Source organism: Bifidobacterium apis (assembly GCF_036986835.1).
GTDB classification, from domain to species: Bacteria; Actinomycetota; Actinomycetes; order Actinomycetales; family Bifidobacteriaceae; genus Bombiscardovia; species Bombiscardovia apis_A.
Genome location: NZ_BTXD01000001.1, coordinates 109,868 through 128,063 on the forward strand (window position 1 = coordinate 109,868; position 18,196 = coordinate 128,063).

An 18,196-nucleotide genomic window follows, 5' to 3' on the forward strand; every position below is an offset into this window, starting at 1 on the left:
CGCTCCTTTGGTACCTTGATGCTGCGATGCTTCCTTATCTACTCTAGGCGATGGTGCGTCTGGAGATGAGGGTGAGGTAGAAAGTGAAGCAGGCTTTGTAGCCTGAATCTTCAGAAGCCTCCAACGTCCTGCATGAAAGCGAATAGGCCCACAGTGTTAACCGTGAGCTGGGAGGCGACAGTCGGAATCTTGGGATGTCTCCACGGGCGATCCGATTCAGCTTGGGGTTGCTCGAAAGTGACGATGGTAGCGCCGTAAAACTTGGCTGTAGCAATCAACCAGGGGTCGGCGATATCTCTGTCAGCCCATTCACGTACCGCTGTAGGTCGGTAACCGTTTTCGGGGCGGGCAATCTGGTTGAGCACTGTCCCATACGCTTCTACAATGCCATCCTCTTTCTCGCAGGCGACCATAATGCTTTTACTGCGTCCAACCAGACATCGACTTCCGAACAGTTGTGACCATATACCTCGTCGCGAACTTTGTCGATGATTGTCATTTGGCCCTCGTTGACCAAATCATGTAGATGATTCCAGAACGGTTTCGACAAAGCAAACTGAGGGCTGTAGTACCGGTTGCATGGTTCGATCAGGCAGTTTGCATCAATAAGAAAGGGCGAATCCATGAACGATGGCTGTGTCATGAGACGGCTCTTTTCATGAGCTTGGTGAAGGTGTCGCCTGTGATATCCGTGAGACGATACGCATCTAAATATGTGGTTCCCCCTTTGGCCACGCTGCTTGCTAGTCGTTCCAGGAATCGGGAATCGAATCTGCTCAGTTCGGTGTTATAAAAGGTTGGGGAACCTTGCTTATTTTCAGTTTCTTCTGACCAGATTTGGGCGGCCTGGTTGCATTCCTGGAAGGTTTCCTGGCTGATTAGCTTATGCTTCAGGGCGCGAAGGGCCAAAGCGGTGTGGGAGACAGGGAAGCGCTTTTTTAGTTCTTTCATCCGTTCGTCCAATGTGGTGTCGTCAGGAATGTTCTGCCATGCTTCCAAGAAGTCTTCGTCTGGCAACAATATGGCCGTCGCTACTTCATTGCAGACCTGTTCAAGCCTGGTGACTCCGGTGGGTAGGGCGGTGTCATTGTATAATTCATCAGCTCCCAGCCAAACATGTGCCAGCTCATGCACCAGGGAGAAGAGGCGAGCGGTTTCGGGCTCGTCAGTCTTGTTGATAAATATCAATGGGGCGTATGGATCGATGAGTGTAAAAGCACGAAATTCTGTAGGGTCGAGTGGTCTATGGGTGTTGTTGCCGACCACTCCGTTCTGCATGATGAGAATCCCGGTGCCCTCAGCGCGCTCGCGCAGCAGTTTGAAAGCCTTAGCCGGGTCATGCAGGCCGGATTTGCGATACCAATGTTCATCAATCTTCAGAGCTCGACGAATATCCTTGACGATAAGGTCGCTGCCGTCATTGATGGTCCGGGAACCCACCTGTTCCAGTCGGGTGCCTTCATTATCGATACGGTCTTGCCTCGCCCAGTCCTGGATGGCGGTCATCTGGTCAATGGTGTCCACAAGATCTCGGGAAGGATGTCCTTGTGGCTGCTGACTGCCGATAGTGCGTTTGGCATAGACGGGTGGCGTATCATCAATGGGCTCATCCATGAAGAAGTAGCCGAATGGCACCTGCAACTTGTCGCTGATGCCATGCAGTTGAGAGACAGTAGGCCTTTTGGCGCCCTGTCTCCATGCATCAATATTTTGACGTTGGTTTTCACTTAGATGATCTTCGGTGCCTATGGATATGACCCAATCGAGAATGGTGCGGGGAACATTGACGCGTACTGTTTGAGCCATTGTTCCCCCTTCTGCATCTCGAATCCTATCTGGTCATTTTCGCAGAGCACTTTGGACACCATTATTCGCTCTTTGAGGGTTATGAGCAAGCCTATCAGGGGCTCCGGTGCCAGTTGCTGACCAGGCCGGTTGGAGTTGATGCTCAAAGGAATCATGATCACCGGCACCCGTTTATTGGTCTGTTGCTTCATTTATCGATTACGCTACAACCGGCTTCCAGGAGATCAACGCCTTACGGATCGTGATTTGGTGATTCGCTACTCGATAACCTGGCAAACTCCCTGAGTGAACGTTGCGCAGGGTGGAATATGAGCGTGAAAACTTAACGAAACTCAGAACGGGATGCATCATGTCTTGATTGACTAAGAAGTCGGGTCAGGACGAGCGATCCTGACCCGATGCGAATGACGGATGTATCAGAGCATGCCCAGCAGCTCGTGGTTTCTGCTGTCCCTGGCGAATACCGGCAGGGTATCCAACGGGGCTTCTGCGGTGATCGTCTGGCCTCCGCCGTACATTGCTCCGTCGCGAAGATCCTGCCACTGTGTAGTCGCATCCCCAGGCAGGTAGACCTGTCGAGATCTCGCTCCTTCCTCTACCACGGGGGCTACCAGCAGATCAGGTCCGAGCATATACTCGTCGGCGATATCGGAGGCAGCGTCGTCATGGGGGAATTCGTAGAATAGCCCCCTGATGAGCGGCTGCCCATCCTCATGCGCTTGAGCAAATAGCTCACGCAAATACGGGCGAAGATGTTCTCGGATCTTGATGAACTTGACATAGATGTCTTCGACGGACTTGCCGTAGCTCCATGGTTCATTGCTCGCTCCGGACGGTAGTCGCCGTTCGCCTCGCGCTGTAGTGATGGCAGTCTTGGTGGTCCCGTCGGGGTGATGCTGGCTACGGTCACCGTGATTGCGCATGACGGGCGAGAAGCAGGAGAATTGCGCCCACCTCAATAACAGTTCACGGAAGGTGGGATCGTCGATATCGCCATTGTGGAAGCCACCCAGGTCGGTGGTGAACCAAGGAATGCCGGCCATGCCCATATGGATAGCGCAGGTGATTTGTGCTCTGAACGCCTCGAAGGTGGACGCCACATCGCCCGACCATACAAGAGCTCCATATTGCTGGGATCCGGCCCAAGCGCATCTGGTGAGGTTAACGATCTGCCCCTGGCGTCCGTAGGCCAGCTGCCCCTCGTAGAACCCCCTGTTGTATTCCCGCGGATACAGATTGGCTGTCTGCTGAGCAGGTCCAGCCCAGTAGCGGTAATTGCTGAAATCGTAAGTGCCGTACTCTGGTTCGGCTTCATCCAGCCAGAAGGCATCGACGCCGACATCGGCGTAGTGCTCACGGCATTTCTCCCATACATATTGGCGGGCTTTAGGGTTGGTAGCATCGTAGAACTGGCTGGGCCCCTCGAACATCATGCCGATGTCTTCGCCGTGGTCTGCTCGTACCAGCAGATTCTTGGCCTTCATCTCTGGATAGTTTTCAGAAGTCAGTGCTATCTGCGGCCAGACTGACACCATGAGTCGGATCCCCATCTTGTGCAATTCGTTGCTCATGCTGACGGGATCCGGCCAGAATTCGTCCTCGAACCTGAAATCACCCATGTGAGGCCAATGGAAGAAGTCGATGACAATGAGGTCCAGAGGGATACCGCGTTTTTTGAACTCTCTGGCAACTTCCAGCAATTGATCCTGGTTCCAATAGCGAAGCTTGCTCTGCCAAAATCCAAGACCCCATTCAGGCATCTGAGGAGCATGGCCGGTAGCGTCTGCGTAATGGGCCATAATAGAGCGGTAATCGGCACCGGCTGTAACCCAGTAATCAATCTGCCGAGTGCTGTCCGCCGACCATTGAGTCTTGTTTTTCCCAAAACTGACGGAACCGACGGCTGGATTGTTCCAGAGGAATCCGTATCCACAGCTGGAGACGACGAAGGGTATGGAGATTTGCGAGTTCCTATGGGCCAGTTCGAGCGTACAGCCTTTCAGATTCATGATGTTCTGTTGATATTCACCCATGCCGTACAGACGTTCGTTTTCCGGAGGCACGAATGTCACCTTGACCTGGTGGTCGCCTCCCACGATGGGAGTGAAAGAACGCGCTCTTAAATTCAGGGAGCCGCCATCGCTCATCTCGCTGAAGAGCAGCTTGCCGTCGGTGCGCCAAAAGCTGAGCAGGCACTTGTCGGTATAGCCGTTACCTGTGTCAATGCCGCCCGAAGCCTGCGCCTTGACCATGAGAGACCCGTTGATTATGGTGGCCTGTCCCTGCTGGTCATCGATGCTTATGTGCACCGCATCGGCAGGCTCGTGGTGGTCTCGTAAAAGCGCCCAGTCCGGGTCTTCGGGTTCGTGCATCTGCGAGGATCGGACGCGTATCGAATCTGATCCCCAGGGCTCGATGCGAAGGTATTCACCGTTGCCTGTCCACTTCAGGGCTTGGCCGTCGGTGGTAAATGTTGAATGTTGCATTGATTCGGTACCCTTTCACTTGGTTGATTCACCTTTGAGATCAGTCCTTTATCGCACCTGCTGTAACTTCCGCAACGATACGTTTCTGTGCGGCCATGAGCAGTATTGCGGTTGGCACCGAAGTCAGAACAGTTGCAGCCATCAATGGCCCCATTCCGGATTCTGTGCCCTATGAAATTATAGGGACCATCGTGATGGGACGCATGCGGACCCGTCGGAATCCAGCGTTGACGAAATCATGAAGTCAGACCATGCCAAACAATGAGAACAATGAGAACAGCGAGGTCGTCACGATGGTTGTAAATATATGCCAATGTGAAGCAGCGTAACGGCGAATGGTACAGCTGCTGTGGAATCCGCAGTGATTGGACCGGCGATGCACGCCAAAAGGCCGAGACGGGGCCATGACCGCAGACCTTGATGATTGGCACGGCAGTCGGAGGACCTGGGGACGTTCGGCTTGAGCCAGAGCAAGGCCTAGGACAATCACAGCCTTCCGACCGGTCTCGTGCCTGGGCCGCTCAGTCGATCAGGCCCTCCAGCTGGCGGCGGTTGATCAGGGAGGGGATGACGCCTTCGTGGGCGACGCTGAAGCCCGCGGCCAGATTGGCGATGTGGGCGGCTTTGTCCAGGGAGCATCCGTTGCACAGATAGGCGGCCAGGGCGCTGATGAAGGCATCGCTGGCACCGGTGTCATCGATTGCTCGGGTCTCGTGGGCCGGGAAGTCCTTGTGTCCGCTGGCCGTGACCAGGGTGCAGCCGTACTCGCCCAGGGTGATGATGACCTTGCCCACCCCGCCGTCGATGAACCGTTTCGCCTTGTCTACCACGGATTCTGGTCCGGGTATCAGGGTGTTCAGCTCGTTGAGATTCGGGATCAGGATGTCGATCGAAGCCAGCAGGTCTTCAGGCAGGTGGTCGCAGGACGACGGTTTGACGATGGTGGCGGCCTGGTGGCGCTTGGCTGTTCTGCAGGCCTCGGCGACGGTGTCCATGGGGATCTCTGTCTGGATCAGGCAGTAGCCGGTGTTTCTGAAGATCTGGTCGCGCTGGGTGATGTCGTCCGGTGTCAGGGACTCGTTGGCACCCGCCACCAGGGAAATCATCGATTCGCCCTTGCTGTCGACGAAGATATAGGCTTTGCCTGTGTCCGCTCCGGTGACCCTGCGCACGCCAGTGGCATCCACATGGGCTTGCCTCATCGTTTTGTAAATGTAGTCCGCGGCCGGATCGCTGCCGACATTGCCGATCAGGGAAACCTGATGTTGCAGCCTGGCCACGCCCACCGCCTGGTTGGTGGCCTTGCCCCCCGGCGTGGAGGCGAAGTTCCTGGTCGTGGTGGTCATACCTGCCTTGGGCAGGCTGGGGGCGGTCAGGTAGGTGTCCACGTTGATGCTGCCGACCACCACGATTTTCTTGCATTGTTGGTCCGGGGGCCGGCCGATGGTCTTCTCGCCGTCCAGGGTGAAGACGTGCTCGAAGGTCTCGCTTGGATCGGACTCATGCTCGATGGAGCGGATGATTCGTCGGCACAGGTAGGCGCCGAAATCGGCATTGCGCATCACGTAGGACGATATCTCCGGGCTGCCCGGGTAGCGCAGATGCACGTTGGTGTCGTTCATCAGGGAGACCAGGGAGAGGTCCTGGGGCAGGCGGTAATGCATGGATTCGGCGAATTGAAGGAATTCCAGGGCGTGGTGGTAGTGGGATGCCACGACTCCGGTGACCTGCCGGTTCTCCAGGACCCGGGTCAGGTCCTCACCGATTGTTTCCAGGACCATGTCGGTGTGGTACTGGAGGTTGTGGTCGAACAAGCAGCGTCGATAGCCATGCAGGAAGCTCTGGGTCCGTCTGCCCGGCGAGAGCAGGCAGGCGATGCTGGTGTGGTGGCGCTTGATCAGCTCTTCGGTGAGACTGTAAGCAGCCTCTTCGTAGGGCATGAGCGCGGTCCGGTCGTCTCCCAGGGGTCCAATGGTGAGTTCGGGAATCCCTCCTGCCTCGATCCTGCTTTTCAAGGCCAGGCTTGTCTGGTCGATCGGCTCCCAGACCATGCCATCCACCCGATGCTCCAGAGCGGACAGAATGTTGCGTTCCTCCTGGTCATGATCGCCGTAGCTGTTGAAAACCAGGGTGCCGTACCCCGACTTCTGTGCCTGCTGGATGATTCCGTCCAAGGTGGAGTCCATGGAGATGGATGAACTGAGCAGGACCCCGATTCTCCAGGTGGTGGTGCTGGGCTTGGAGGATCCGTAGGGCGTGTAGTGGTACTTCCTGACCAGTTCGAGGACCCTGTCGCGCGTGGCGGCTGTGATGCTCGCGTCCTTGTGATTCACAATCTTGGAGACCGTCGATGTGGATACGCCGGCAAGCTGAGCAATGTCCTTGATGTTCATGGGGTTTCCTGTCCTCCTCATCTCTGAAGCGCCGGCGAACGGCTTTGTCGACCTGCTGGATCTAGCGAATCAAGCTTACCTGAGGGATCGTCGTCGGAGGTTTCGCATTTGACACCCCATGCGGCTGTTGATAGTCTCTGTCAATGAAAGTTGTTTACTAAAGTGGTTTCTCAAAGCGGTGATGCGGATCTGGCTGTGAGCGACGGCCATCTGCAGAAATCGACATTCAAGGACCAAAGGCGGTACGGATTATGAGCGCGCAATCGTTGTGGAGAGGAATCACTGCGCAGTTCTCGACAAAATCCTTGGTGCTGATACCCATCGCGGTGGGTATCAACCTCATCGGCGGTACCCTGAGCTCCACCCTCAAACTGCCGCTCTTCCTGGATATGATCGGCACCACGGTCATCGCCTGCCTGTCCGGCCCCTGGGTGGCTGCCCTGTGCGGACTGCTGACCAACGTCTTCCTCGCCTTGGTGGCCAATCCGGTCTATCTGCCCTATGCGCTCTCCAGCGTCCTGTGCGGCCTGGTGATCGGCTACATGGTCAAGGCCGGGCTCTTCAGACGGATATGGGGAGTCGTTCTGGTCTGGCTTGCCTGCGCACTGGTCAACACGGTCACCGCCTCTCTGATCACCGTCTTCGTCTACGGGGGCGCCACCGGAGTCAACGGCACCTCGGTCCTCACAGCTGCACTGGTGGTGGCTGTCAAGAACATCGTCATCTCGGTGCTGTCCTCCTCCATGCTGGAGAATCTGATCGACAAGGGAATCACCGTCCTGATCGCTTATGTGATCGTGCGACGAATCCCCAAACGCTTCCTGAGCCAGTACGCTCTGGATGGCAGCGAGGACCAGGCCGATCTGGACGATTTGGATGACCTGGATGAGGACGAAGACGAGGACGAACGCGAAGCGACTGGGGCGTCCAGTCGGGAGAGTTCGGCACGGCCGGGGAAGATCGACGGCGCGATGGAATCTGAGCGGGGCCCATCGACAGGCGACCCAGCGGACTTGGACTGTGAACGTACCCAAAGGTCTGAACGCTGATGCCTGGTCCCGCGTCGAACGGCATTCCTGATTCCCCGCTGGCCCGTATGCATCCCATGGCCAAGATCGCCGGCGTGTGCTCCTTGGGCCTGGCGACCTTGGTCTGGCCGGACTTCACCCTAGGCCTGGGGATCATCGTCATGCTCTTTATCGCAGCGGCTCTGGCTCGGGTGCTTCGGCCCTTCTCCGGCGTCATGCTGGGGTTCGGCATTCCCGTTACGCTCATGCTGCTGTTCATCCAGGGGTGCTACAGCCCGAGGAATACCAGGGTCGTTCTTGACCTGGGATTCGCGCAACTGGGCCTCGAAGGCAGTCTCTATGCGGCCAAAATCGTAGTGACGCTTTTAGTCTTCCTGGGGTCCTTCTACCTGACCAATAAAACTACGTACATGGGTCGTCTGGTTGCGGCTCTGACACAGATTGGCGTTCCATCCAAGATCGGCTACCTGATTCTGGCCAGCCTCAATGTGGTCCCGCAGATGCAGCGCAGGATTGCGGTCATCGAACAGTCACAGCACGCGCGTGGCCTGGAGACCGGCGGCGGCTTGATTTCCCGGGCGCGGGCCTTCCTGCCCCTGCTTGGGCCGGTTGTCCTTTCCTCCCTGACGGATTCACAGGAGCGCGGGATGACCCTGGAGACCCGCGGATTCGGCATCCGGGGGGTGCGGCAGACCAGCTACCTTGAGGTGGTCTGGCGGCGCAGTGACACCGTGATGACCATCCTGTTCGCCGTTTTTCTGGTGCTGATCCTGGTGCTCGGCTGCCTCTCGCGCACCGGTCTGATCACCCTGGCTATCCAATGGGGAGGTCGGGCATGACCAAGGTCATACGAGTGGATGATTTCTCCTTCAGATACCGTGATGCCGATCGAACCACCTTGAAACGGGTGAGTTTCAGCGTAGAGCAGGGCAGCTTCTTCTGCATTGTCGGAGCCAATGGGTCGGGCAAGTCGACCCTGTGCAATGCCCTGGTCGGTCTGATTCCGCACTATTTCGTAGGCAAATCCAAGGGAAGCGTCAGCATCGAAGACAAGGACGTAGCCACTTCGACCATCGCCGATCTGTCCAGACAGGTGGGCCTGGTCTTTCAGAATCCCTTCAATCAGCTCTCTTATACGGCCGGGACCGTGGCCGAGGAACTGGCCTTCGGACTGGGCAATCATGGGGTTTCACGTGAAACCATGCATGCCAAGGTGGCCCGGGTGGCTGCTCTTATGCATATCGAGGATTTGCTCGACAAGAACCCCCTGGAGCTTTCCGGCGGACAGGTGCAGCGGGTGGCCCTGGGCTCGACCTTGATCATGGAACCGGACATCCTGGTTCTGGACGAATGCACGGCCCAGCTGGACCCGCTTGGCAGCGAGGAAATCTTCGACATTGTCAAGCGGCTCAACCAGGAGGGGATCACCGTAGTCATGGTCGATCACGATATGGAGCGGGTCGCCAGATGCGCTGATCAGGTCATGGTCCTGGGGGCAGGCCGGGTCCGCGCTCTGGGTACACCCGAGGAGGTCTTCACTGATCCCGAGGTGGAGAAGTGGGGGATTGACATTCCGGATTATGTCAAGCTTGCCAGGGGTCTGGAGGACGCAGGATTCGATCTGCCAGGTCTGCCCGTACGCGAGGACCAGGCGGTACGCATGATTCGGGAGGCGCTGCGATGAGGATCGACCTGGAGCATCTGGAGTACGTCTACCCTCACGGCCATCGTGCCCTGGACGGAGTGGATCTGGCTCTCGAAGGTGACCGGCCCGTGGCGCTGATCGGTCAGAACGGTGCTGGCAAGACCACCCTGGCCAAGCATCTGAACGGCATCATTAGACCGACCGGCGGACGGGTTTTGATCGACGGCGTCGATCTGGCCACGGCGGACACGGCCCAGTGGGCCCGGAAGGTGGGGTACGTCTTTCAGAACCCCGACGATCAGCTCTTTCTGGACAGCGTGCGCAAGGAATTCGAGTTCGGTCCCCGGCAGCTGGGGTTCGATCAGGATCTGATAGAGCGACGCATGGAGCAGGTGGCTGAGTTGGTGGGCTTGGCGGACCGGCTGGACGATCATCCTTTCGACCTGAGCCCCACCGAGAAGAAGTTCTGTGCCATCGGCTCCGTCCTGATGATGGATACGGGTGCTGTGGTTTTCGATGAGCCCACATGCGGACAGGACAAGTTCGGCAATGATCGGCTGGCTGCCATCATCGCCCGTCTGCGGGACCAAGGCAGGCTCTGCATCACGATTTCCCATGACATGAAGTTCGTCACCCGCAACTTCCCCAGGGTTGTGCTCATGCAGCATGGCCGGGTCCTGTTGGATGGCAGCCGCGAGGAGGTCTTCGCCCGGGAGGATGTGCTCAAGCAGGCCTATGTGACACCTCCGCCCATCACCCGTGTGGCGCGGCAGGTCGGCCTGGATGGCCCGGTCTTCACCGTCTCTGCCTTTGTTGATGCAGCCCGGCGGGCCAGAGCAGGGGCAGGAATTTGAGTTTGGATACGACACGAGGAAAAGGAGTGAAGCAATGACCAAACCTCTGATCATCGACACAGACCCCGGCATCGATGATGCTGCGGCCATCACGATGCTGGTCGACGAGCCCAGCTTCGACATCAGACTGATAGCTTCGGTGTCAGGCAATGTGGGCATCGGCCACACCACCAACAATGCCCTGAAGCTGCTGACCTTCCTGGGCAGGCGTATTCCCGTGGCCCGAGGCGCTGCGGCCCCGCTCATGCGCGACAACAGGTTCGCCACCGAAGCCCACGGCAAGTCGGGGATGGGGTCATTCGTCTTTCCTGATCCGGATGACAGCCTGTTGACCGAAAACAATGCGGTCCTGGAGGAGCGACGGGTGCTCCTGGAGAGTGATGAGCCAGTCACCATCCTGACCCTGGGTCCTCTGACCAACATCGCCCTGCTGTTGGCCACCTTCCCGGAGGTCAAGGACCACATCGATCGGATCGTCATGATGGGAGGCTCCACCGGACGCGGCAACATCGGGGTCTATGGCGAGTTCAACATCTCCGTCGATCCTGAGGCTGCCAAGATGGTCTTCCGCAGCGGGCTGCCTGTGACCATGGTCGGCTTGGACATCGGCCGCAAGGCCCATCTGGTGGCCTGCGACCTGGACGATCTGGACGCAGCCGGCGAAGTGGGCGGTATGGTCGCCTCCCTCTTCCGGTCCTACGATGGCGGACACATCGAGGAGGGGATCAAGATGTACGATCCCTCTGCCGCCATGATCCTGCTCCAGCCCGACCTGTTCACCATGCGCCAGGCTTTCGTGGATGTCGAAATCTCCAGCCCGCTCACCTTGGGCGCCACGGTGGTCGATTACGACGGCATCCTCGGCGGCAAGGCCAACGCCAGCGTCTGCGTGGACGTGGATGTGGACGGATTCCGCTCCGCCTTTGTCGACAGGGTCGGCCGGGTCCGCCGCCAGTAGCTTCCGCATTGAGAAGAACCGAAAGGAAACTAAGGAAAAAATGAGTGAGTCAACTGTCTCCGAGGAGCAGAAGAACGGCATACCCGTTCCCGAGGAGGGGACTCCCGAGTTCGCGAAAATGAACAAGATGGCCCGCGTGGCCATCCCGGTGGTCCTGATCATCTTCACCCTGGGCGTGCTCCAGCAGCAGGCCTTCGGCATGATCTACGTGAACATCGGCAAGCAGCTCAACCAGGCCAATCTGGCTCCGCTGATCACCTCCCTGCCGGGCATCATCCTGGGAATCGTCTGCGTCATCTACGGCTCCCTGGGCGATTTCGTCTCCCTGAAGAAGATGATGATCCTGGGCACGATCGTCTTCGTGCTGGGGTCGATTCTGGGCTGCTTCGGCACCTTCAGCATCTGGATCGTCATCGCGGCCCGCGTGGTTCAGTCGGCCGGCTGGCAGGTTTCCGGATCCATCTTCCTGGTTCTGGTCTCCAAGTATGTGGAGAAGAAGAAGCGCGTGCTCTGGTATGGCGTCTTCGTCGCGGTCTTCCGCTTCGCCGCCGCCCTGGGCGTCTTCCTGGCCGGCTACATGACCCTGCTTGACTGGCGCTGGCTCTTCGGCGTGGGCATCCTGGCCGTCTTCTTCATTCCCGTCCTGGCCAAGAACCTGCCCGACCAGCATGCCGCTGGCGTCAAGATCGACGGAATCGGCTTCACGCTGATCGGACTGTTCGCCGCTTCGGTGACCATGTTCTTCACCGACATCAACTGGGGCTGGGGCATCGCCTGCATCGTGACCCTGGTGGCCTTCCTGGTCTATGTCAACAAGGCCAGCAACCCCTTCATCACTCCGAAGATGCTGACCAACCCGGCCTTCGCCATGACCATGACCGTCATTTTCGTCGGCTACTTCTTCAGCTACACCCTGAACGCGGGCGTCAACGCCATTGGTCTGAACGTCTACGGCATCGACTCCTCCAAGGTCTCCAACCTGCTGGTCTGGTCCATCATCCTGGCCGGCATCATGGGATTCGCTGCCGGGCCGATCATCCAGAAGATCGGGCGCAAGGCTTCGGTCATCCTAGCTCTGGCCTGCATGGGCGGCGGTCTGATCGCCATTGCCTTCCTGATTCCCGCCGGTAAGATCTGGGCCCTGGCTGTGGCGCCCTGCATCTACTACTTCGGCACCTCCTTCTTCTACCAGCCCATCGTTGACACCGCGACCCTGACCGTGGCTCCTGAGGAGTCCGGGCGCGTGCTCGGCTTCAACGACCTCCTGCAGGCCATCACCGGCTCCATCGGCGTTGCCCTCTTCGGCCAGCTCATGGCCAACGGATCCATGGGTTCGGGCAGCCTGGCCGGCACTGCGCAGGGCCTGGCTTCGACCTACGCCAATGTCTTCATGATCGGCGGCGTGATCATCCTGCTGGGCTTGGTGCTCTTCATCTGCTCCATGAAGATGATCTACAGCCACTCCCGCGTGGCTGAGGATGAGGACTGATCCTCCGAGCTGCTGATTGAGAGAACCGGGTCCCGGGTTTGCCCCTGGCCCGGTTCTTTTGATATGAAAAGCCGGAACGGAAATGCGGGCAGGCCTTTCGTGACATCGCGAATTAAGCTTCTGTCGCTCCGCAGCTTGTAGCCGGTCAGGACATCTCGCTACGGCCCTGGCGCCAATATCCCATGAAAGAGATGCTGCGCCGGTCCATTCCCCGGTCTCTGACCAGCATGCGCCTCAGTTCGCGGACGGTGGCTGCCTCCCCCGCAATCCAGGCGTATAGGTCGTCGGAATGAATGGAGGCATCCGCCTGGGCGGCATTGGCAGTCTCCCAGAGCAGCTCTTTGTCGATATCGATTTCTGTGAATTCCTTGGGAGCTTCAGCGGCTGAGGCCGTGGGCGAATGAATCGGCAGGTCCTCCAAGAGGCTGCGCATGGCTTTGATAAGGGCATGTCCATGCCCGGATTCGTCGCAGGTAGTCCATATGACGCGGATTCCTTCGTGCTCGGGCAGCGGAAGACGATCCTCTTCGGTCGGGATCTCGATCACCGCCGCCCCGTCGCCCTGCCAGTGGTCCCGGATCAGGCTGTCCATTATGGCGGCGATGGCCGGTACCGCCGTTTCGTCGCCCACCAGGAGAAGATGCCTGGATTGGCCTGGGTGAAAGTCCATCCCTGCGACTGGTCCTCCGGCCTGTGCGTTGGGACCGATGATGATGGCTTGGTCGCCAGGTCTGGCAGCCTCTGCGAAGGCTCCTGCAGGCCCGGCATGATCGTGGATGACGAAGTCCACATCTATTTGCTCGCTCTCGGGTCTGACCTTGCGAACCGTATAGGTGCGCAGAGGATTGCGGCTCTCTGCGGGCAGGGTCCTCCACTGTTGGTACCAGGCAAGCGGATCTTCAGGGGTCGCCTCGAAGAAGGAAGGGGGCGGCACGGATCCGTCGGGGAGGGGCAAGAGGATTTTGATTCGCTCATCGTAGCCCGCGTCTGCAAAAATCTTCAGATCCGGTCCCTGGAAGACGATCCGCTTGAAGTGGGGCGAGAGCGTTTCCGCTCTGGCTACGGAGACACGGAAGGGAATCAAGGGTACAGGATGATTGGTGGCTTGTTGTTCCATGGCTGGCTCTCTTTCGGTTGGGGTTTATGGGTTGACCGTGGTGTCGGGCTGTAGGCGCTCGGGTTGTGGTGGTTTGAGACTTTGTGGTTTGAGGTTTTGCGGTTCGGGAGGTCGGGGTTGGGGACGTTGGGGTAAGCGATGTGGGGAGCGGGACGAGAGGTTTTACATCATTGGGTTGTTCGGTGTCATCCTGCCGAGTCATCCCAGTGTACGTGTGCATTACAAGCCCCGCCAGAGTGGGCTTGGAGACTATGGAGGGGTGCCGGGGTCATCAAGGGGGCACCGGTGGATCCATCGGTCACCACAGTGGAAGCGATGTCGAATACCTCGCTGACCAGGTTCTCGGTCATGACCTCATCGGGGGCGCCCAGGGCGACCCTCCTGCCATCCTTGATGGCCAGGATCCAATCCGAGTATCTGGCGGCCATGTTCAGGTCGTGGAGAACCATGACCACTGTGACTCCCTCCTGCCTGTTCAGGGTGCTCAGCAGGTCAAGTACCTCAAGCTGGTAGGCGATGTCGAGATAAGTGGTCGGTTCGTCAAGAAGGAGTATGTCGGTCTGCTGGGCCAGGGTCAAGGCGATCCAGGCGCGCTGGCGTTGGCCTCCGGACAGACGGTCGATTGGGCATCCAGCCATATCGGTCAGTCCGGTCAGGGCAAGGGCCCGTTCCACCGCCTTTTCATCCTTGGTCGTCCACCGCTCGACGAAGTGGTGGTGGGGGTATCGGCCGCGAGCGACCAGGTCGGCGATGGTGATGCCGGTGGGGGCTGACGGGTTCTGCGGTAGCAGCCCCAGGATCGTCGCCACCTTGCGGGTGGGCATGCTGGTGATGGGTTCTCCGTCCAGCATGACGGCACCCGAGGCCGGTTTCAGTATCCTTGCCATGGCCTTGAGGAAGGTTGATTTTCCGCACCCGTTGGGTCCGATGATGGATCCCATCGTGTGTGGGGGTATATCCAGACTCAGGTCCTCGATGACCGTGCGCCCGCCATAGGTGAGGCGGAGGTGCGATGCGGTCAGCCTATGCGCGATGCTCCAGGAGTCGCCTGCCGGGGGTGACGTCATGATGTTCAGAGCTCCTGTCTGCGGGTCATGAGGACCATAATCGTGATGAGAACGGGCCCGCCCACAATGCTGGTGATGATGCCGACAGGCACCTGGGCCGTAGGCAGATGTTGGGCGACGATGTCCGACCCAAGAACCAGGCAGCCTCCCACCAGGCCCGACTGGATAAGGGCTGATGCTCCACGACCGACCAGGACCGCGGCGATGGGCCCGGAAAGAAAAGAGACAAAAGAGATAGGGCCGGTGGTCGCCGTTGCGACGGCCAGGAGCAGCACACCCACGATAATCACCTGGAACTGGACACGGCTTACCCTGACTCCCAGTCCGGCGGCCATCTCCGGTCCCAGCTGCAGGGTGCTGACATTCCTGTCGAGTGCCAACAGGAGCATGGCGCCAGCCAGGGTTGTTGTTGCCAGTATGGGTAGATCGGACCACTGGGCATCCGCCAGACTGCCTGTCAGCCATCTGGTCGCAGCCTGGATGTCCCACTGGTCGCTACGAATCGTCAGCCAGGAACCCAGTGCGTTGAACCCTGCGGCTACTCCTATTCCGATCAGTATCAGCCGGGTCGGGTCAAATGAACCGCGCCAGGCCAGGGCCATGACCAGGAGGGCAGTCAGGAGACCACCCATGACTGCCAGGCAGGCCAGTGGCATGCCCGACAGGCCCAATACGACAATGCTGAAGATCGCAGCCGTGTTGGCTCCGGCCGTAATGCCGATGATGTCCGGGCTGGCCATCATGTTGCGCAGGAGGTGCTGGAAGCCGATCCCGGCCATGCCGAACGCCATGCCGGCGACACAGCCGATCAGTGTCCGGGGCAAGCGCAGTTGGAGAATCACGAACCTGGTACCTTCGGCGCCCTGCCCCCAAACCGTTCCAATCAGGTCGTTCATGGAGTAGACGCGGTGTCCCAGAACCAGGTCGGCTAGTGCGAGCCCGAACAGAAGTATCACAAGCAGAATGGTGACTGCCAGTGAACGAATGGCTTGGGCCCGTCGTATCCGCTGCAGGTCGGTCATCGTATCCGCCTATGCGAATCATGAAGGGAACAAACGACCATGCCTATACCTCTGTGGTTCTTCTGCGCCCGGCCAGAATCACGAATACGGGAGCCCCGATCAGTGCCGTGACGATGCCGACCTCCACATCGGATGGACGGGTGATTATCCTGCCAACCACGTCGGCGCCGACCACCAGGAGGGGGCCGATAAGGATGCTCAGGGCCATGATTCGCCTGTAGTCGGGGCCTATGAGCAGTCGTGCCACATGGGGGACCACCAGCCCGACGAAGCCGATCGGACCCGCCAGTGCCGTACAGGAGGCGCAGAGGAGTATCGCCGCAAGCCAGGCCAGGCTGCGGACACGTCCGACGTGCATACCCAGTCCTTCGGCCATCTGGTCCCCCAGGGTCAAGGCGTTGATCCCGGGCGTCAGGCAGAAGGCGAGTATCAGCCCAAGAGCGAGAAGAAGCAGAACCGGCATCATGAGGTCGAACCGGGCGCCCGAGATTCCGCCCACCTGCCAGAAGCGATATGAGCTGATGACGTTGACGCGCGGCAAAAGGATGGCGGAGGTAAGGGACCCCAGTACAGAACTGATCACGACACCGGCCAGGGTCAGCCGCAGGGGCGATGGGCCGGATGGACCCAGGGATCCTATAGCCCAGACGACCAGTGCGGTCATCGCGCTGCCCAGCAATCCCACCCAGACATACTGGGCTGGCGTTGAAAGGGAGAAGAAGGCCATGGAGCAGACGATTGCAAGAGCTGCCCCCGTGTTGAAGCCCAGAATCGACGGGTCCGCCAGCGGGTTGCGGGATATGCCCTGCGTCAGGGTCCCGGCCACCCCGAGCCCGGCACCGACCAGGAGGCCGAGGACGGTGCGGGGAATTCTCAGGCGGATGGCCGAGACCGCGATGTCATCCGAGGAGGCGGACAGGGCATTGAGGATGTCGGAAAGGCTGACGGAACGGGATCCGAAAACCAGGGACAGGCCGCAGACCATGACCAGACAAGCCGCCAGAATCAGCCCGGACAAAACCATGGGTCCGGTTCTCTTGCGATGCATGACGGCCTGTCGAGTATCAGGGCGCGGTGTCATTTCTGACCGCATATCGGCGCTCCCTCTTCCTTTTCCATCCCTTCCCTGCGGGGCCGAATCAGATCTTGGCGGCAGCCTCGCCCAGAAGCCCGGCGTAGGTGTCGGTCGTCTTCTGGATGGACAGGGCCGAGGGGTCAAGGGCGTTGGCCATCTCGCTGTCGTTGTCGATGACCACGACGGATCCGCGCGCAACTGCGGGAATCTTGGAGAGAAGGGGGTCCTTGCGCATCGCTTCAAGCAGGTCCGGGGTGCCGTAGGTGACGATGATGTCGACATCCTTGTACCTGTCGGCGTGCTCGGAGGAGATCTCCTTGTAGAAGTCCTTGGTGCTCCTGGAGTCCTCCTTGATGGATTCTGGGGTCTCCAGGCCCAGGTCGTTCAGGAATTGCGGCCGGGCGTCGGAGGTGGTGTAGACGCTGAACTTGGAGAGCTTGGAGGCATCGAAGTACATGACCGCCCCGGTCTTCCCCTTGATGGCCGAGTTGGCCTCGGCTGCCTTTGCGATGCGTTCCTCCAGGTCGGCTATCAGATTCTTGCCCTTTTCGGGTTCTCCGATGGCCTGGGCGGTGGCGGTGATGACCTTGCGCCAGGGGTCGCCCCAGGCAACCTTCTGGTAGGCGATGGTGGGCGCGATCCTGCTCAAGGTGTCGTACTGCTTCTTGGTCATGCCGGAGAGCAGGCCGATGATCAGATCGGGCTTGGATGCGGCGATGGCCTCGACATCGATACTGTCTGATTCGTCATGCAGCTTGGGCATATCCGCCTTGTCCACATGCATGTCATCCAGGGCATCCTTGGTCCAGGGCAGGTATCCGCCATCCACGGTCTTGCCGAAGGCGTTCTTCTGGATACTGACCGGCACGACTCCCAGGGCCAGGAGATTGTCGGGGGTGGCCCATCCGACGGTGGCGATGCGCTTGGGCTTGGAGGGTATGGAGGTGGTGCCGTAGACGTGATCGATCTTGACGGGGAAGGATCCTCGCTCTTCCGTGGCCTTTGACTCGCTGGACGGACCTGCCTGCGAGCCCGATCCGCAGGCACCCAGGAAGAACAGGGCGCTTGCCAGCACCAGAATGACTGCGATAGTGCGCTTGAATCGAGTGAGGGAAGGGAATGGTCGAATGTGCATGTGGTTCCTTTGATCGTGCTGTCGAATTGGCATGGTGCACCAGAGCCAGGTACCAGATGTAGCATCGGCTCGGCGGGAAGAAAAGAGTTGATTTCCTTGGTTGCGTGTGTTAAATGGCACG

General features: G+C 59.1%; 15 protein-coding genes and 1 pseudogene. 6 read left to right on the plus strand and 10 right to left on the minus strand.

Going from position 1 to position 18,196, the window contains the following annotated elements; all coding sequences use genetic code 11:
• Positions 1-110: 110 nt before the first annotated feature.
• From AACP62_RS00400 to AACP62_RS00415, 5 genes are all read right to left on the minus strand, one after another.
• Positions 111-413: a DUF4411 family protein gene (locus AACP62_RS00400; protein WP_339345609.1), complete on the minus strand. Its 303-nt coding sequence runs from the start codon at positions 411-413 to the stop codon at positions 111-113.
• Complete coding sequence (locus AACP62_RS08300; RefSeq protein WP_425332892.1) at positions 380-643, minus strand: DUF4411 family protein; 264 nt, start codon at positions 641-643, stop codon at positions 380-382. The genes AACP62_RS00400 and AACP62_RS08300 overlap by 34 nt, the downstream gene beginning before the upstream one ends.
• Positions 640-1,806 (minus strand): ImmA/IrrE family metallo-endopeptidase, encoded by a 1,167-nt coding sequence (locus AACP62_RS00405; protein WP_339345610.1) that lies wholly within the window; start codon positions 1,804-1,806, stop codon positions 640-642. The genes AACP62_RS08300 and AACP62_RS00405 overlap by 4 nt, the downstream gene beginning before the upstream one ends.
• Before the next feature lie 416 nt (positions 1,807-2,222).
• Entirely contained in the window at positions 2,223-4,292 is a 2,070-nt protein-coding gene (locus AACP62_RS00410) for a glycoside hydrolase family 31 protein (protein WP_339345611.1), read from the minus strand.
• A 521-nt stretch (positions 4,293-4,813) separates the two neighbouring features.
• Entirely contained in the window at positions 4,814-6,685 is a 1,872-nt protein-coding gene (locus AACP62_RS00415) for a PfkB family carbohydrate kinase (protein ID WP_339345613.1), read from the minus strand.
• Between the two features lie 251 nt (positions 6,686-6,936).
• Here AACP62_RS00415 and AACP62_RS00420 point away from each other — a divergent pair.
• From AACP62_RS00420 to AACP62_RS00445, 6 genes and pseudogenes are all read left to right on the plus strand, one after another.
• A pseudogene (locus tag AACP62_RS00420) lies at positions 6,937-7,587 on the plus strand (ECF transporter S component); the annotation flags it as partial.
• Between the two features lie 146 nt (positions 7,588-7,733).
• Positions 7,734-8,552, plus strand: a complete 819-nt coding sequence (locus AACP62_RS00425; RefSeq protein ID WP_339345614.1) for an energy-coupling factor transporter transmembrane component T — start codon at positions 7,734-7,736, stop codon at positions 8,550-8,552.
• On the plus strand, positions 8,549-9,397 hold the full coding sequence (locus AACP62_RS00430) for an energy-coupling factor ABC transporter ATP-binding protein (RefSeq protein ID WP_339345615.1): 849 nt from the start codon (positions 8,549-8,551) through the stop codon (positions 9,395-9,397). Before AACP62_RS00425 ends, AACP62_RS00430 begins: the two co-directional genes overlap by 4 nt.
• The gene (locus tag AACP62_RS00435; RefSeq protein WP_339345617.1) at positions 9,394-10,212 is read left to right on the plus strand and encodes an energy-coupling factor ABC transporter ATP-binding protein; all 819 of its coding nucleotides are present in this window, start codon (positions 9,394-9,396) and stop codon (positions 10,210-10,212) included. Before AACP62_RS00430 ends, AACP62_RS00435 begins: the two co-directional genes overlap by 4 nt.
• Before the next feature lie 34 nt (positions 10,213-10,246).
• A complete protein-coding gene (locus AACP62_RS00440; protein WP_339345619.1) occupies positions 10,247-11,170 on the plus strand; it encodes a nucleoside hydrolase in 924 nt (307 codons plus the stop codon).
• A 40-nt stretch (positions 11,171-11,210) separates the two neighbouring features.
• Positions 11,211-12,659 carry an MFS transporter gene (locus tag AACP62_RS00445; RefSeq protein WP_154312948.1) on the plus strand — a complete coding sequence of 483 codons (1,449 nt, stop codon included), beginning with the start codon at positions 11,211-11,213 and terminating at the stop codon, positions 12,657-12,659.
• Between the two features lie 145 nt (positions 12,660-12,804).
• Here AACP62_RS00445 and AACP62_RS00450 read toward each other — a convergent pair whose 3' ends face one another.
• The 5 genes from AACP62_RS00450 to AACP62_RS00470 all read right to left on the minus strand — a co-directional run bounded on the left by AACP62_RS00450 (position 12,805) and on the right by AACP62_RS00470 (position 18,075).
• Positions 12,805-13,776 (minus strand): siderophore-interacting protein, encoded by a 972-nt coding sequence (locus tag AACP62_RS00450; RefSeq protein ID WP_339345621.1) that lies wholly within the window; start codon positions 13,774-13,776, stop codon positions 12,805-12,807.
• Positions 13,777-13,961: 185 nt separating this feature from the next.
• A complete protein-coding gene (locus tag AACP62_RS00455) occupies positions 13,962-14,843 on the minus strand; it encodes an ABC transporter ATP-binding protein (RefSeq protein ID WP_339345622.1) in 882 nt (293 codons plus the stop codon).
• 5 nt (positions 14,844-14,848) lie between these two features.
• Positions 14,849-15,865, minus strand: coding sequence for a FecCD family ABC transporter permease (locus AACP62_RS00460; RefSeq protein ID WP_339345623.1), 1,017 nt, complete (start codon positions 15,863-15,865; stop codon positions 14,849-14,851).
• Between the two features lie 43 nt (positions 15,866-15,908).
• Entirely contained in the window at positions 15,909-16,958 is a 1,050-nt protein-coding gene (locus tag AACP62_RS00465; RefSeq protein ID WP_339345624.1) for a FecCD family ABC transporter permease, read from the minus strand.
• 46 nt (positions 16,959-17,004) lie between these two features.
• Entirely contained in the window at positions 17,005-18,075 is a 1,071-nt protein-coding gene (locus AACP62_RS00470) for an iron-siderophore ABC transporter substrate-binding protein (protein WP_339345625.1), read from the minus strand.
• Positions 18,076-18,196 lie beyond the last annotated feature (121 nt).

Excerpts from the sequence above, each read along its gene's own strand:
- AACP62_RS00410 (WP_339345611.1), bottom strand. The coding sequence starts at position 4,292 with ATGCAACATTCAACATTTACCACCGACGGCCAAGCCCTGAAGTGGACA.
- AACP62_RS00425 (WP_339345614.1), top strand. The coding sequence starts at position 7,734 with ATGCCTGGTCCCGCGTCGAACGGCATTCCTGATTCCCCGCTGGCCCGT.
- AACP62_RS00405 (WP_339345610.1), bottom strand. The coding sequence starts at position 1,806 with ATGGCTCAAACAGTACGCGTCAATGTTCCCCGCACCATTCTCGATTGG.
- AACP62_RS00435 (WP_339345617.1), top strand. The coding sequence starts at position 9,394 with ATGAGGATCGACCTGGAGCATCTGGAGTACGTCTACCCTCACGGCCAT.
- AACP62_RS08300 (WP_425332892.1), bottom strand. The coding sequence starts at position 643 with ATGACACAGCCATCGTTCATGGATTCGCCCTTTCTTATTGATGCAAAC.
- AACP62_RS00415 (WP_339345613.1), bottom strand. The coding sequence starts at position 6,685 with ATGAACATCAAGGACATTGCTCAGCTTGCCGGCGTATCCACATCGACG.
- AACP62_RS00400 (WP_339345609.1), bottom strand. The coding sequence starts at position 413 with ATGGTCGCCTGCGAGAAAGAGGATGGCATTGTAGAAGCGTATGGGACA.
- AACP62_RS00455 (WP_339345622.1), bottom strand. The coding sequence starts at position 14,843 with ATGACGTCACCCCCGGCAGGCGACTCCTGGAGCATCGCGCATAGGCTG.
- AACP62_RS00460 (WP_339345623.1), bottom strand. The coding sequence starts at position 15,865 with ATGACCGACCTGCAGCGGATACGACGGGCCCAAGCCATTCGTTCACTG.
- AACP62_RS00440 (WP_339345619.1), top strand. The coding sequence starts at position 10,247 with ATGACCAAACCTCTGATCATCGACACAGACCCCGGCATCGATGATGCT.
- AACP62_RS00430 (WP_339345615.1), top strand. The coding sequence starts at position 8,549 with ATGACCAAGGTCATACGAGTGGATGATTTCTCCTTCAGATACCGTGAT.
- AACP62_RS00470 (WP_339345625.1), bottom strand. The coding sequence starts at position 18,075 with ATGCACATTCGACCATTCCCTTCCCTCACTCGATTCAAGCGCACTATC.
- AACP62_RS00450 (WP_339345621.1), bottom strand. The coding sequence starts at position 13,776 with ATGGAACAACAAGCCACCAATCATCCTGTACCCTTGATTCCCTTCCGT.
- AACP62_RS00445 (WP_154312948.1), top strand. The coding sequence starts at position 11,211 with ATGAGTGAGTCAACTGTCTCCGAGGAGCAGAAGAACGGCATACCCGTT.
- AACP62_RS00465 (WP_339345624.1), bottom strand. The coding sequence starts at position 16,958 with ATGCGGTCAGAAATGACACCGCGCCCTGATACTCGACAGGCCGTCATG.